Below are 13,556 nucleotides of genomic sequence, written 5' to 3'. Positions count from 1 at the left end.
AGCGGGAGCTGGATTTGAACCAACGACCTTCGGGTTATGAGCCCGACGAGCTACCAGACTGCTCCATCCCGCATCAAAAAACTGCTTGCACTCAACTTTCTGGTTCAAAGTTGGTGCGGAAGGGGGGACTTGAACCCCCACGCCCGAAGGCACTACCACCTCAAGGTAGCGTGTCTACCAATTCCACCACCACCGCAGCTTGTGGGACGCATTCTAGTCCTTCCCACTGCAAAAGGAAAGCCCTATTTCGAATTATTGACTCGATTTTGGTGCATTTGGTGAAGTTTCAGGCGATGTCGTTTGAACTGGCGCTGTAGTTTGTACAGTTTTCAAACTATATGCATCAGTAGTCTGTTTCTTCGCAAAAACAGCTAGAGTTAAACTCGTCACAAAAAACAACGCTGTTAAGATAGCAGTAAGTCGAGTAAGGAAGTTACCTGAACCTGATGCACCAAATACAGTTGCTGCTCCGCCACCGCCGAAAGAAGCACCGGCATCAGCACCTTTACCGTGTTGCACTAGAATTAAGGCAATCATCAGTACCGCTAAAATAATATGTACGATCAGTACAAAAGAGTGCATACCCTATCCTCGTTATTTACTTTGTGCAAAGGCTTGTACGATTTGATAAAAAGATGCTGCATTTAATGAAGCACCGCCTACCAACGCACCATTAATATCTGGACATGCCGCCAATTCAACTGCATTTTCAGCTTTTACACTACCGCCATATAAAATCGCAATGTCTGAACCCGCTGGGGTAATCTGACTTAAACCTTCACGAATCTTAGCATGCATTGCCTGTGCATCTTGTGGAGAAGCAGTTTTACCTGTCCCAATTGCCCAGATTGGCTCATAAGCAATTACAATTTGCTTTTGCCACTGCTCAACAGTTACTACAGGAGCAATATCACAAATTTGTTGCAATACAACTTGCTCTGCCAAACCTTGTTCACGTTGTTCGAGGCTTTCACCAACACAATAAATGACAGTCAAGCCCGCATTTAATGCATTTTGGAGTTTAGCTTTCAAAATTTCAACGTTGTCGCCAAAAATATCACGGCGCTCAGAATGCCCAACCAGTACAAAATTAATTTGGCTATCTTTTAATAGTTCTGCGCTGACTTCGCCAGTATAAGCACCAGTACCCGCTACACGTGATACATCTTGTGCAACTGTATATACTGTTCTTGCAGCATCTTGCAATTGTGTTTGTACCATTGCAAGCGCAATAGAAACCGGAGCAACCCCTACATGACAGCTTTCATCTGCAATTTGGTTTTGTTGCAATAGTTGTTTAAATTCTTCTATAAGTTGTTTGGCATTGGCACGCATTGGGTTCATTTTCCAGTTGCCAACTACCCAAGGCGTAATCGTCGAACCCGACATACGGCTCACCTTTCATCAAAAATGCAGCACATTCTACACGCATTTATACAAATTTCAGATACTTTTCTTTAACGGCGTTACTCATATCTTTTCTACTAATTGAAAACAGTTATAAAACTTTATTGAGTCTAAAGAATCGTCTCTTAAAAATTAATGAATAAAAACTTCGACTAGTTCAAGCTTTAGCGAGTGGATCAAGACCAGAGCATCATTTTCTCAGGTAGTAATTTTAGATAACAAAAGTATAATTTTTTATATACCAATTATAAACATATGAGCACAGGTAGGCAGATGTCAGTCATACATACATCTCCAAAATTTTCGGGGTTTTTTCGACGATTAGTCGAAGAAAAACATGTGTCGGCAGCGACCATGCAAACAGCATTAGATGCAGCAAAGAGAGCTAAACGGGATACAGTTGCGTACCTGATTGAAGAGGTTAATCTCTCCCCTTCTTTATTAGCTGAAACAATTTCTATTGAATTTGCTGAACCATATTTTGATCTGGATGTTTACGATACAAGCCAAATTCCCAAGGATTTGGTCGATCAGAAACTGGTTTTAAAACATCGGGTCTTACCTCTCATACAAAGAGGACAGATTTTATATGTCGCGACCAGCAACCCGAGTAATATTGAAGCGATTGATGCCATTCGCTTTAATAGCAAGCTCATGGTTGAGCCAGTTATTGTCGAGCACCATAAGCTTGAGAAAATTCTGGCGCAGCAATTTACCGAAGAAAGTAGCTTCGAATTTAGTGATGAAGAGTTTGATCTTGATGTAGACCTTGAAACTCCACCCTCACAAGAGGATGAGGAAGAAACACCTCAAGGCGATGAAGCACCTATTGTTAAATATATTAATAAATTACTCATCGATGCAATTCGTATGGGGGCTTCAGACTTACATTTTGAACCATACGAGAAATCATATCGGGTCCGTTATCGAGTCGACGGCGTGTTACGTCAGATTGCAAATCCACCTTTGCAATTGGCTAACCGTTTGGCTTCACGTTTAAAAGTCATGTCTCAAATGGATATTTCCGAAAAACGAGTGCCTCAAGATGGTCGTATCAAGCTTAAGTTATCAAAGACTAAAGCAATCGATTTTCGTGTGAACTCACTTCCAACCTTGTTTGGTGAAAAACTGGTTCTGCGTATTCTCGATCCATCTAGCGCAATGCTCGGCATTGATGCTTTAGGATATGAAGAAGATCAGAAAGCTCTTTTTTTAGAAGCACTGGATAAGCCACAAGGTATGCTTTTAATTACAGGTCCTACTGGTTCTGGTAAAACGGTATCTTTATATACTGGCTTAAATATTTTAAATACTGAAAGCTCTAATATTTCCACTGCCGAAGATCCAGTCGAAATCAACCTTGAAGGTATTAATCAAGTTAACGTTAACCCGAAAGTAGGTCTTACTTTTTCGGCCGCACTGAAATCATTTTTACGTCAAGACCCTGACATTATTATGGTCGGTGAGATTCGTGACTTAGAAACGGCTGAAATTGCGATTAAAGCTGCACAAACCGGTCACATGGTCATGTCCACACTGCATACCAATAGTGCGCCTGAAACACTTACTCGCCTACGTAATATGGGTGTTCCATCCTTTAATATCGCAACGTCTGTCAATCTGGTGATTGCTCAACGTTTGGCGCGTCGGTTATGCCCACAGTGTAAAACACCTGCCGACATTCCTAAACAGAGCCTATTAGAAATGGGCTTTACCGACCAAGATTTAACCCATCCCGATTTTCAAGTTTTTCAACCTGTGGGTTGTACTGAGTGTCGTGAAGGCTACAAAGGTCGAGTAGGTATTTACGAGGTGATGAAAGTTACACCTGAAATTTCCAAGATTATTATGGAAGATGGCAATGCTTTAGAAATCGCTGCTGCTTCTGAAAAACTGGGGTTTAATAATCTGCGTCGTTCAGGATTAAAGAAAGTCATGCAAGGGGTTACTTCTTTACAAGAAGTCAACCGTGTGACCAGTGAATAAAAGACAATTTAAAATAAGGATAATTCATGACTGTCAAAAAGGCACAAATGATGCCGACTTTTGCTTATGAAGGGGTTGACCGTAAGGGCGTAAAAATTAAGGGCGAACTTCCAGCTAAGAATATGGCCTTAGCCAAAGTCACCCTACGCAAACAAGGTGTAACTGTCCGTAATATTCGGGAAAAGCGTAAAAATATTCTTGAGGGTTTATTCAAGAAGAAAGTATCAACACTCGATATCACAATTTTTACTAGGCAACTTGCAACAATGATGAAAGCAGGTGTGCCACTGGTACAAGGCTTTGAAATTGTAGCGGAGGGTCTGGAAAACCCAGCCATGCGCGAGGTGGTACTCGGGATTAAAGGTGAAGTTGAAGGTGGTAGTACCTTTGCTTCAGCTTTAAGGAAGTATCCTCAACACTTCGATAACTTGTTTTGTTCTCTTGTAGAGTCTGGCGAACAATCTGGTGCGCTTGAAACCATGTTGGACCGTGTGGCAATTTACAAAGAAAAAAGTGAATTGCTTAAGCAGAAAATTAAGAAGGCTATGAAATATCCAGCAACGGTTATTGTAGTTGCTGTGGTTGTTACCATTATTTTGATGGTTAAAGTAGTGCCTGTTTTCCAAGACCTGTTTTCTTCTTTTGGTGCAGATTTACCTGCATTTACCCAAATGGTCGTGAATATGTCGAAATGGATGCAGGAATACTGGTTCATTATGATTATTGTGATTGGAGCAGTGATTGCTGCCTTTCTGGAAGCCAAGAAGCGCAGTAAAAAATTCCGTGATGGATTAGATAAACTTACACTGAAACTACCTATCTTTGGCGATCTGGTTTATAAGGCGATTATTGCCCGTTATAGCCGTACTTTAGCCACCACGTTTGCCGCTGGTGTTCCGCTCATTGATGCGCTTGAGTCAACGGCTGGTGCAACCAACAATGTCATTTATGAAGAAGCCGTCATGAAAATTCGTGAAGATGTAGCTACAGGCCAACAACTTCAATTTGCAATGCGTGTTTCAAATCGTTTTCCATCTATGGCTATACAAATGGTCGCAATTGGTGAAGAATCTGGTGCACTAGACAGCATGCTCGATAAAGTCGCCACTTATTATGAAAATGAAGTTGATAATGCCGTTGATGGTTTAACTTCAATGATGGAACCTTTAATCATGGCAATTTTAGGGGTGCTCGTAGGTGGTCTAGTGATTGCTATGTATCTTCCAATTTTCCAAATGGGCTCAGTCATATAATGCAAGAAATTATTGCTTATTTTATTCAAAACTTAACTGCACTTTATATTGCAGTCGCACTATTGAGCCTATGTATTGGTAGCTTTTTGAATGTGGTAATTTATCGCACCCCCAAAATGATGGAACAAGATTGGCAGCAGGAATGTCAAATGTTGCTTAATCCCGAACTACCCATCATTGAGCATGAAAAGCTGACATTAAGTAAACCTGCTTCATCATGTCCTGCATGTCATCAACCGATCCGTTGGTATCAAAATATTCCAGTTATAAGCTGGTTAATGTTAAGAGGAAAATGTGGCCATTGCCAACATCCTATTAGCATTCGTTATCCAGCGATTGAATTACTCACGATGCTATGTTCATTAGTAGTCGTCATGGTTTTTGGTCCAACCCTACAAATGCTTTGGGGGCTAGTGCTCACTTGGATTTTGATTGCTTTAACATTTATAGACGTTGATACTCAGCTACTACCTGACCGTTTCACCCTACCTTTGGCTGCTCTCGGCTTAGGTATTAATACCTTTAGTATTTACACCTCGCCTAACTCAGCCATTTGGGGATATTTAATCGGCTTTTTATGTCTTTGGATTGTGTATTACTTATTTAAAGTGATTACAGGCAAAGAAGGTATGGGTTATGGCGACTTTAAACTGCTTGCCGCATTAGGCGCGTGGATGGGGCCATTGATGCTGCCATTAATTGTGCTATTGTCATCTTTACTAGGTGCAATTATTGGCATCATTTTACTAAAATTACGTAATGATAATCAGCCGTTTGCGTTTGGGCCATATATTGCCATTGCGGGTTGGGTTGCCTTTTTATGGGGTGACCAAATTATGAAAATTTATTTGGGAGGTTAAGATGGCTTTTATTCTGGGAGTCACAGGTGGTATTGGCAGTGGGAAATCTGCTGCAACACAATGGTTTGAATCCCAAGGAATCCAAGTCGTCGATGCCGATATTGTTGCTCGCGAAGTGGTTGAAAAAGGCCAACCTGCCCTCCAAAAAATCCAACAAACTTTTGGAGATTGGGTACTTCAACCCGATGGCAATCTAGATCGTCGTGCCCTACGTGAATATATTTTTCAAACCCCTGAAGCAAGACAAACACTTGAGAAAATCACGCATCCAGCCATTCGCCAATCTATTGTTCAACAGCTACAAAACCCAAAAAGTCCTTATGTGATTTTAGTTTCACCCCTACTTTTTGAAACTAACCAGCATGAATTGGTGAACCACACCTTATTAGTTGATGCGAGTGAACAAACTCAAATTCAGCGTGCAAGCCAACGTGATGGGCAAAACCAAGAACAAATTCAGAAAATTATTGCAGCGCAAATGCCACGCGAACGTAAACGTGAACTTGCCAATGACATTGTGTTTAATGACGGATTACTTGAACATTTATATCAGCAATTAGAACCTTTACATCAAAGCTATTTGAAGCGCGCCAACTAATCTTGCTTATTTTGCTGCTGAATCTTTTGTGCCAAGCTATCTTGTCGAAACCAGCGCCAAGGTTGTAAGGCACCGATTCCCATTCCAACCAAGCCCACAACAATTGATGGACTTAATGATTCGCCAAGTAAAGGTACAGCTAAAATGGCAGCAATAAACGGCGCCAAAGTAACAATACTTCCCGTTTTAAAAGCACCAAGTCGCTGAATCGCTGCTACATAAGTCAAAGTTGCGATAATAACAACAAACACACCGTGGAAAATGCCCTGTATCGCTAGATGAACAGGACTGACTTCCATGAAATGTTTAGGCAAAAATAAAGCATAGATGGGTAAGTAAATAATTGCAGACCAAATCGCAACACTCGCCATAGAGTGCCATGCGGAAAGTTTCCACTGTTTAAGTAATACAGTGAAAATGCCCCACCAAATCGCACTAATAAAAAGAAGTAAATCCCCCATGCCAAAAGCAGAAGCATTACCTTGCAACATCAACACACTCATGAGAGCCAAGGCAGTGATCATAATTGCCAGACTCACCCATGTATGCTTATCAAATGGTTGTCTAAATAAAATGTATGCTGCAATTGCAGTACAAATAGGAATACAACCATTTAAAAAAATGGCAGCATGTGCAGCGGGAGCATAGAGAAACGCGGTATAGACGGTAAGACAATAAATAACTCCGCCAATGAGCGCCAAAATAACAGCGTGCTTACTCCATAAAAAAGCAAGATCTTTCTTATAGATTAGAATAGGCATCAAAATCAGGAAGGCGATAGCAAAGCGTAGTGCAGCAATGTCCCAAGCACTGATGTGCCATTGTGCATTTAAACGGGCAAAAAGTGTAAACCCGCCCCAAATGCACATGGTCACCAATACAAAAAAATAACCTTGCTTACGGGGAGACATATCAAGACTGCTTACAAACTAGAAAGGCAGCTAGATTATACCTCAGAACGCTGACGGCAAGCCTCATAAAGTGCCATACCTGTTGCCACGCTCACATTTAGACTCTGTAAATTTCCAGACATCGGAATATAAACTTTATGATCACACTGTGCCTGTGTAATTGGGCGTAAACCTGTATCTTCGGCTCCCATTACGATCACGACTGGGCCAGAGAAATCACATTTTTGAATTGGCATTGCATTTTCATCAAGCATAGTGCCAATCACACGTGTATGAGTCGTCTCTTTTAGATGGGCTAATGTACGAGCCAAATTTGTTACTTGAATGAATTTAACTTTTTCAGCTCCACCCGCTGCAACTTTACGAGCTGTTGGGGTTAAACTTGCCGAACGATCACGAGGTACAATCACTGCTTGCACGCCCATTGCAGCAGCGGTACGAATGCAAGCCCCTAAGTTATGCGGGTCTGTCACCTGATCTAATGCCAGCAATAAAGCATCTGGGGTTTCAGCCAAGATCTGATCTAGATCTTTTTCATTTAAAGTCGGATGCGGACGTACTGCTGCAACCACACCTTGATGAAACGGTAGACCTGCAAGCTTTTCGAGACTATCACGGCTTGCTTTTTGTACACTAATTCCAAAAGGCTCTGCCAATTGCAAAATCTTTTGCAAACGCTGGTCATCCCGTCCTTTTAAAGTAAACAGGGTTAGCACACGTTCCGGCTCAAGTTCTAACAATGACTCCACTGAATGAACGCCATAATAATATTCCGGTTTTGCCATGCATGACCTCTAACAACGTTTGAGCAAAAAAATAAAAATCCTGCAAAGCCAACTTCACAGGATTTCTTTGGGCATAGTGTACCCGATTTGAATAGGAATTTCTTAGCCTTCTAAATGGCACACGTAATCGAGCACTTCATCAGTTTCGATTTTAAAAAGACTATTACCAGGCACATAAAATGATTGGCCTGCACGGAACAACTCACTTTCATTACTGTCCGCGATTGTTACACGGCATTCACCTGAAATAATTTCCATACGCTCAGGAACATGGGTTTCAAAAGTTAAAGCTTGCTCAGTCGGCAAAATAACACCTAGTGTTTTTTTTGTTCCATCTTCAAATTGCACGGTATGGCTGATACATGCTCCACCAAAATAAACGTTTGATTTTTTGATGACCGTTACATGATCAAATTGGGTTGAACTCATGCACACTCTCCAGATAATGCCGTATTTATATAAATTATGATGAATGTAGTTTAATTGTGCCTAAATAACTAATCAATCAGTTTTCATACGGATAGACTTGTAATTTCCACTGCTGTGCCTGAATTTTTTTGGCAAAAGCATAAGGTAAGTTAATCTCAATATTTCGACTATTCGACACAATTGCATCGTATCTGCAAACTTCGACCTGATTTTCATCTAGAAGTACCCAACACACTCTCTGTGCAGTTGGATGGGCAACTGCTGTAGCAACTACCGGTGAACCGTCATTCATTCCTACATGAAAATTTTCGCTGTCGTTTTGCATTAACGCCAGATCATAAACTGGAAAATCGATAGCTTCTGAATCGAATTGCTGGCTATCGTGTATAAGCACACTTTGTTTTAAAGTCGGCCAAATACAGTAGCGCAAATAATGCTGATCCATCACCCGATTATCCAGATAACGTCCGGTGGCAACATAATCCCTTATATGTGCTTCAATATTATGAAAAATCCCCGTACATCCACCCCACATTCCCGCCAAAATTAACTCGGTATGAGAATAATTGTCTCGCATTAAGTGAAACCATTTATCACTCTTGAGCCAAGCATCTACAGCTGCTTTTTCGCGGTGCGAGACAATGGAGTCGGCATCACGTATCAGAAAACGCTTAATTGTCGGATCATCCATCACCAAAAAGCGCCAAAACAAACCAGATAGCTGTTTTTGAGAATCTGTAACCTGAATAACTTGCGCGCCCTTCTCTTTTAAACGCTGTTGCACCAGTACTGGCACAGTATCATCGACATAAAAGCGACACGTCCATTCAGGATAAATTTGTTTGGCTAACTGAATATTTAAAATAGAGGTTTCACAATAGCGAGGATTTGCCCCAAACAAAGAAAAAGCAATAATATTTTCTTGAGGGTTTGCACTAAATGCTGGTGGTACCTGATCTGGAATTGCCAAAACAGGTTCTTTCTTCGCTAATTCTTTTTTGGTTGCAATTGCCAAACGTCCAAATTTGATTGTTTCTTCTTTTTTCTTTAAATGATGACAAACTTCTGTGAGTCCATCATATAAATTTGTATTTACGTTAGCTCCACTTGCTTGAATCACTTGTAAATAATGTTGATAGGCATCGTTATAACGGCCTAAGCGTAATTCGGTATAAGCTAAATCTGATAAGGCGCCAGCATGCTTGGGAACCAAATTAACAGCTTGTTTAACATGTTGATAAGCTTTGGCATAATCCCCTTGTGCTGCTGCCTGTTTAAATGCATTAAAATGCTGATTTAAAATTTTATTCATTTCCGCAGGATTGGTTTTTTTATGGCGGTTGATCATCCCTATTGGTGGTTTCGGTAAGCTTAATGTTTTTTTCATTGTAAATATCCGCAATCTTGCTGTTCTATAATTTCAGTTAGAATAATAGATCACTTGTAGCAAATTCAAAACTTCTCTATCTTTAACCCATAATTTGGCGCGTTGGATGCGTTTATGCTCACACATTTAACTTTAATTAATTTTGCATTAGCTGATCATTTGGCTATTGATATAGAACAAGGATTTAATGTTCTAACAGGCGAAACAGGTGCCGGAAAATCATTATTACTGGATGCACTCTCTGCCTGCCTAGGGGAACGTACAGATACAAATTATGTCCGTTATGGTTCGGATAAAGCGGATATCACCGCTGTTTTTACCTATCAAAATAATAGTCCTGAAGCAAAATGGCTCCAAGACCACGAGCTAGATGATGATTCTGGGGAAATTCATTTACGTCGTGTTATTTTTGCAACTGGCCGTAGTAAAGCATGGGTCAATGGACGCCCGAGCAGTCTCTCTGAACTAAAAGAATTAGGGCGTTTGCTGGTTCAACTTTATAGTCAGCACAGCCAGCAGCAGCTGCTTGAACCACCTTATCCAAAGCATTGGCTAGATCGTTATAACAATTTTTATGCTGAAGCAAATGATGTACGTGAAGCCTATAGCACATGGCAACGTACCATTCGTTTGCATCAAGCAGCCTTAGATGCACAAGCAACCCGACTTCAACGTATTGGTACTTTAGAGCATCAAATTGAAGAGCTCGAAGAGGTCATTCAAACTGACTATAAAGAAATTGAGCAAGAGTTCGATCGCCTTAGTCATCATGAACATATCATGCAAGATTGTAGCTATAGCCTAAATGTGCTTGATGAAGCTGAGCAAAACATTACTCAAGAAATGTCTTCGATTATTCGTAGATTAGAATCCCACGCGGGCCGTAGCGAACAACTTTCCGAGATTTATAATTCTTTACTGAATGCTCAAAGTGAAATAGATGATGCAACAGCAAACTTGCGTCAATTTATTGATCGTCAAAGTTTTGATCCAGAGCGAATGGAAGAACTAAATTCCAAGTTGGAAGTTTTCCACCGTCTGGCACGTAAATACCGCACTCAACCAGAAACACTTAAAGAAGAATATGAAGCTTGGCAAAGTGAGCTTGAGCAATTACATCAACTTGAAGACCCAGAAACATTGGCAGAACAAGTTGAAAAGTCGCATGAGGAGTTCTTAGAAAAAGCTCAGCATTTAGACCATATTCGTCGTGAAGCTGCCGCTCCTCTTGCGAAGCAATTAACTGAACAAGTGAAGCCTTTAGCGTTACCAGAGGCACACTTCGAGTTTAAGTTTGAACCATTAGAGCAACCTACCGCTGAAGGTTTGAGTTTTATTCAACTATTATTTACTGCCAATAAGGGTATTCCTCCTCAACCATTAGCACGCGTCGCTTCAGGTGGTGAACTTTCACGTATTGCGTTAGTTATGCAAGTCATGAACGCTGAAAAAACCGAAGCAGAAGTGTTAGTGTTTGATGAAATTGATGTCGGGATTAGTGGTGGAACCGCAGAAGTTGTAGGTCGTTTACTTGCCGACTTAGCCCAACATGTTCAACTTTTATGTATTACCCATCAGGCACAAGTTGCTGCACAATCAGATCAGCATTTATTAGTGAAGAAACAGCAAACTGACCCAGCCAGTAGTACCATTGTACAACTTGATGAAAATCAAATTATTTCTGAGTTAGCACGCATGTCAGGCGGTGTTGAAATTAATGAAACAACCTTGCAACACGCAAAACAATTACGCCAACTTAAATTTCAGGCTTCTTCAAATTAATAAAAAATGAGAGAAAAAGATTGGCGAAATCCGATTAACTCTTGTATGTTGATAAAAAGAACCTATATAGATAAAAGGGTCGAGAGACCCTCTAGTGACATTTTTTGAGGGAGAACCGCTTAGGTGACCAAACAATATCTGACTCACCGTTGTCTGATTGCCCCGCCAGAAATGGCAGATGACTTTTTCGCAAACACTGTAATTTATCTTGCCCGTCATGATGAAGAAGGTGCTCAAGGCATTATTATTAACCGCCCTTCCGGCATTCAAATTAAAGAATTACTCAATGATCTCGACATTGAAGCAGACAATGTAAATCCACATGTGGTTTTACAAGGTGGCCCATTACGTCCCGAAGCTGGATTCGTTCTTCATACTGGACAACCGACATGGCATTCATCTATCGCTGTAGGTGAAAATGTTTGTATTACCACCAGTAAAGATATTCTTGATGCGATTGCCCACAATGAAGGTGTTGGTCGATATCAAATTGCTTTAGGTTATGCGAGCTGGGGTAAAAACCAGTTAGAAGATGAAATTACGCGCGGTGACTGGCTCATTTGTGATGCCGATATGGATCTGATTTTTAACCTGCCTTATGACGATCGTTGGGATGCAGCTTATAAAAAAATCGGTGTAGATCGTGCATGGTTAGCATCTGAAATCGGACATGCTTAATGACCGAAACACAATCAAAATCGATTATGGCTTTTGACTTTGGTACTCAAAAAATGGGAATGGCGATTGGCCAGTCTTCAATTGAAAGTGCCAATCCCCTCCCTCTATTTGTGATGAAAGATGGTATTCCAAACTGGGATCAGCTCTTAAAAATCGTGAAAGAATGGCAACCTGATCTATTTTTGGTTGGTTTGCCTTTGAATATGGATGATAGCGAGTCAGAACTTTCTACACGTGCCCGCAAATTTGCGAGACGTTTACGCCATCAAACCAATATTGAAACATTAATGGTAGATGAGCGTTTAACTACACGTGAAGCACGAGAAGAACTCGGTTTCTACCAAGAGCAAGGTCGAGCAAAAAAGCTTTCGGCAGATAGTTTTGCAGCCGCCTTACTCATTCAGAGTTGGTATCGAAATTCAGTCGGTTTAATACCGTAAGATTTAAAAAAGGAAGGCTAAAACCTTCCTTTTTTAGTTCTCGATAATATGCACAGTTGCCGTACGTCCAGAGACAAAAGCAAGCTGGTTCTTTGGTGTTTCATCCAATACGATTTTTACAGGCACACGCTGCGCTAAACGAACCCAACTAAACGTTGGATTTACATTGGCAAGAAGTTTAGAGCTGCTTGAGCGTTCACGATCTTCGATACCAGATGCAATACCTTGTACATGGCCTTTAATTTTTTGGCTATCACCCATTAACTGTACACTGGCCTGATCGCCGACATGAATACGGTTTAATTTAGTCTCTTCAAAATAACCCACAACATAGAGTTGTTTACGGTCAAGTAATGCCGCAACAGCCTGCCCAACTTGAACATAGTTACCTGGGCGCATATCAAAGTTAGATAAAGTACCATCAGCTGGAGCAATTACCGCAGCACGATGCATATTAAGCTCGGCCAAATGCAAATTACTCGTTGCCGCCTCAATCAGAGCCTGTTGTTGCTTAACAGTTGCTTCCGCTTGTTGAATAGCAGCTTGGAGTTGCTCATGTTCAGCGTGAGATTGATCACGTGTTGCGAAAACCTGATCTTGTTCTTGTTTAGAGATAGCGCCATCCATGAGGTTTGAATAGCGGCTTGCGTTTTTCTCGGCTAACTTAATATTCGTATCTGATTTAATCAGGTTCGCTTTTGCTTGTGCTAAACCAGCTTGCGCTTGTGCAAAAGCTGCATTTGCTTTTGCTAAATCAGATTTTGCCTGCTCTACATCTAAAGCTCGGCGAGAAACATCAATTTTAAAGAGCACCTGACCTTTTTTCACAGTCTGGTTATCTTGAACCAATACTTCTGTCACAAGCCCAGCAACATCCGAAGATACTTGAATAACGTCACCACGAACTCGACCATCACGCGTCCACGGCGCTGCATTATAGTAATTCCATAAATGCACAATGGTATAGACCGCCACCATTAATGCGACAATCAAAATTACTGGACGGATGACTTTTTTCAAATCCACCTGATTCATTTCAC

14 protein-coding genes and 2 tRNA genes are annotated in these 13,556 nt (G+C 41.0%); 7 read left to right on the top strand and 9 right to left on the bottom strand.

Annotation, left to right across the window (positions count from 1 at the left end; translation table 11 throughout):
• From RMA94_RS00290 to tpiA, 4 genes are all read right to left on the bottom strand, one after another.
• Positions 1-72, bottom strand: a tRNA-Met gene (locus tag RMA94_RS00290).
• Positions 73-111: 39 nt separating this feature from the next.
• A tRNA-Leu gene (locus RMA94_RS00285) sits at positions 112-196 on the bottom strand.
• A gap of 56 nt (positions 197-252) precedes the next feature.
• Positions 253-582 (bottom strand): preprotein translocase subunit SecG, encoded by a 330-nt coding sequence (gene secG, locus RMA94_RS00280; protein WP_002115012.1) that lies wholly within the window; start codon positions 580-582, stop codon positions 253-255.
• Positions 583-594: 12 nt separating this feature from the next.
• Positions 595-1,389: a triose-phosphate isomerase gene (gene tpiA / locus RMA94_RS00275; protein WP_017398730.1), complete on the bottom strand. Its 795-nt coding sequence runs from the start codon at positions 1,387-1,389 to the stop codon at positions 595-597.
• 291 nt (positions 1,390-1,680) lie between these two features.
• Between tpiA and pilB the strand changes: the two genes are divergently transcribed.
• The 4 genes from pilB to coaE are packed head-to-tail and all read left to right on the top strand — an operon-like array spanning position 1,681 to position 6,104.
• Entirely contained in the window at positions 1,681-3,393 is a 1,713-nt protein-coding gene (pilB, locus tag RMA94_RS00270) for a type IV-A pilus assembly ATPase PilB (RefSeq protein ID WP_311081400.1), read from the top strand.
• Between the two features lie 26 nt (positions 3,394-3,419).
• On the top strand, positions 3,420-4,646 hold the full coding sequence (locus RMA94_RS00265) for a type II secretion system F family protein (RefSeq protein ID WP_005079343.1): 1,227 nt from the start codon (positions 3,420-3,422) through the stop codon (positions 4,644-4,646).
• Entirely contained in the window at positions 4,646-5,506 is an 861-nt protein-coding gene (locus RMA94_RS00260; RefSeq protein WP_311081397.1) for an A24 family peptidase, read from the top strand. Before RMA94_RS00265 ends, RMA94_RS00260 begins: the two co-directional genes overlap by 1 nt.
• 1 nt (position 5,507) lies before the next feature.
• Positions 5,508-6,104 (top strand): dephospho-CoA kinase, encoded by a 597-nt coding sequence (coaE, locus tag RMA94_RS00255; protein ID WP_311081396.1) that lies wholly within the window; start codon positions 5,508-5,510, stop codon positions 6,102-6,104.
• Here the strand turns inward: coaE and RMA94_RS00250 are convergent.
• From RMA94_RS00250 to RMA94_RS00235, 4 genes are all read right to left on the bottom strand, one after another.
• Complete coding sequence (locus RMA94_RS00250) at positions 6,101-7,015, bottom strand: DMT family transporter (protein ID WP_039763523.1); 915 nt, start codon at positions 7,013-7,015, stop codon at positions 6,101-6,103. The two genes, coaE and RMA94_RS00250, sit on opposite strands and share 4 nt — an antisense overlap.
• A gap of 35 nt (positions 7,016-7,050) precedes the next feature.
• Entirely contained in the window at positions 7,051-7,800 is a 750-nt protein-coding gene (rlmB, locus tag RMA94_RS00245; RefSeq protein ID WP_213688957.1) for a 23S rRNA (guanosine(2251)-2'-O)-methyltransferase RlmB, read from the bottom strand.
• 102 nt (positions 7,801-7,902) lie between these two features.
• A complete protein-coding gene (locus RMA94_RS00240) occupies positions 7,903-8,229 on the bottom strand; it encodes a pyrimidine/purine nucleoside phosphorylase (RefSeq protein ID WP_002115102.1) in 327 nt (108 codons plus the stop codon).
• Positions 8,230-8,305: 76 nt separating this feature from the next.
• Positions 8,306-9,616 (bottom strand): tetratricopeptide repeat protein, encoded by a 1,311-nt coding sequence (locus tag RMA94_RS00235; protein WP_311081394.1) that lies wholly within the window; start codon positions 9,614-9,616, stop codon positions 8,306-8,308.
• 114 nt (positions 9,617-9,730) lie between these two features.
• Between RMA94_RS00235 and recN the strand changes: the two genes are divergently transcribed.
• The 3 genes from recN to ruvX all read left to right on the top strand — a co-directional run bounded on the left by recN (position 9,731) and on the right by ruvX (position 12,516).
• Positions 9,731-11,398: a DNA repair protein RecN gene (recN, locus tag RMA94_RS00230; protein WP_069122154.1), complete on the top strand. Its 1,668-nt coding sequence runs from the start codon at positions 9,731-9,733 to the stop codon at positions 11,396-11,398.
• 123 nt (positions 11,399-11,521) lie between these two features.
• The gene (locus tag RMA94_RS00225) at positions 11,522-12,076 is read left to right on the top strand and encodes a YqgE/AlgH family protein (RefSeq protein WP_002114753.1); all 555 of its coding nucleotides are present in this window, start codon (positions 11,522-11,524) and stop codon (positions 12,074-12,076) included.
• Positions 12,076-12,516: a Holliday junction resolvase RuvX gene (gene ruvX, locus RMA94_RS00220; RefSeq protein WP_311081393.1), complete on the top strand. Its 441-nt coding sequence runs from the start codon at positions 12,076-12,078 to the stop codon at positions 12,514-12,516. Before RMA94_RS00225 ends, ruvX begins: the two co-directional genes overlap by 1 nt.
• 33 nt (positions 12,517-12,549) lie before the next feature.
• Here ruvX and RMA94_RS00215 read toward each other — a convergent pair whose 3' ends face one another.
• Complete coding sequence (locus tag RMA94_RS00215; protein WP_311081392.1) at positions 12,550-13,551, bottom strand: HlyD family secretion protein; 1,002 nt, start codon at positions 13,549-13,551, stop codon at positions 12,550-12,552.
• Positions 13,552-13,556: the final 5 nt, after the last annotated feature.

This window comes from Acinetobacter sp. V115_6 (assembly GCF_031799025.1).
GTDB classification, from domain to species: domain Bacteria; phylum Pseudomonadota; class Gammaproteobacteria; order Pseudomonadales; family Moraxellaceae; genus Acinetobacter; species Acinetobacter pittii.
This window is presented reverse-complemented; position numbering and strand designations above follow the sequence as displayed.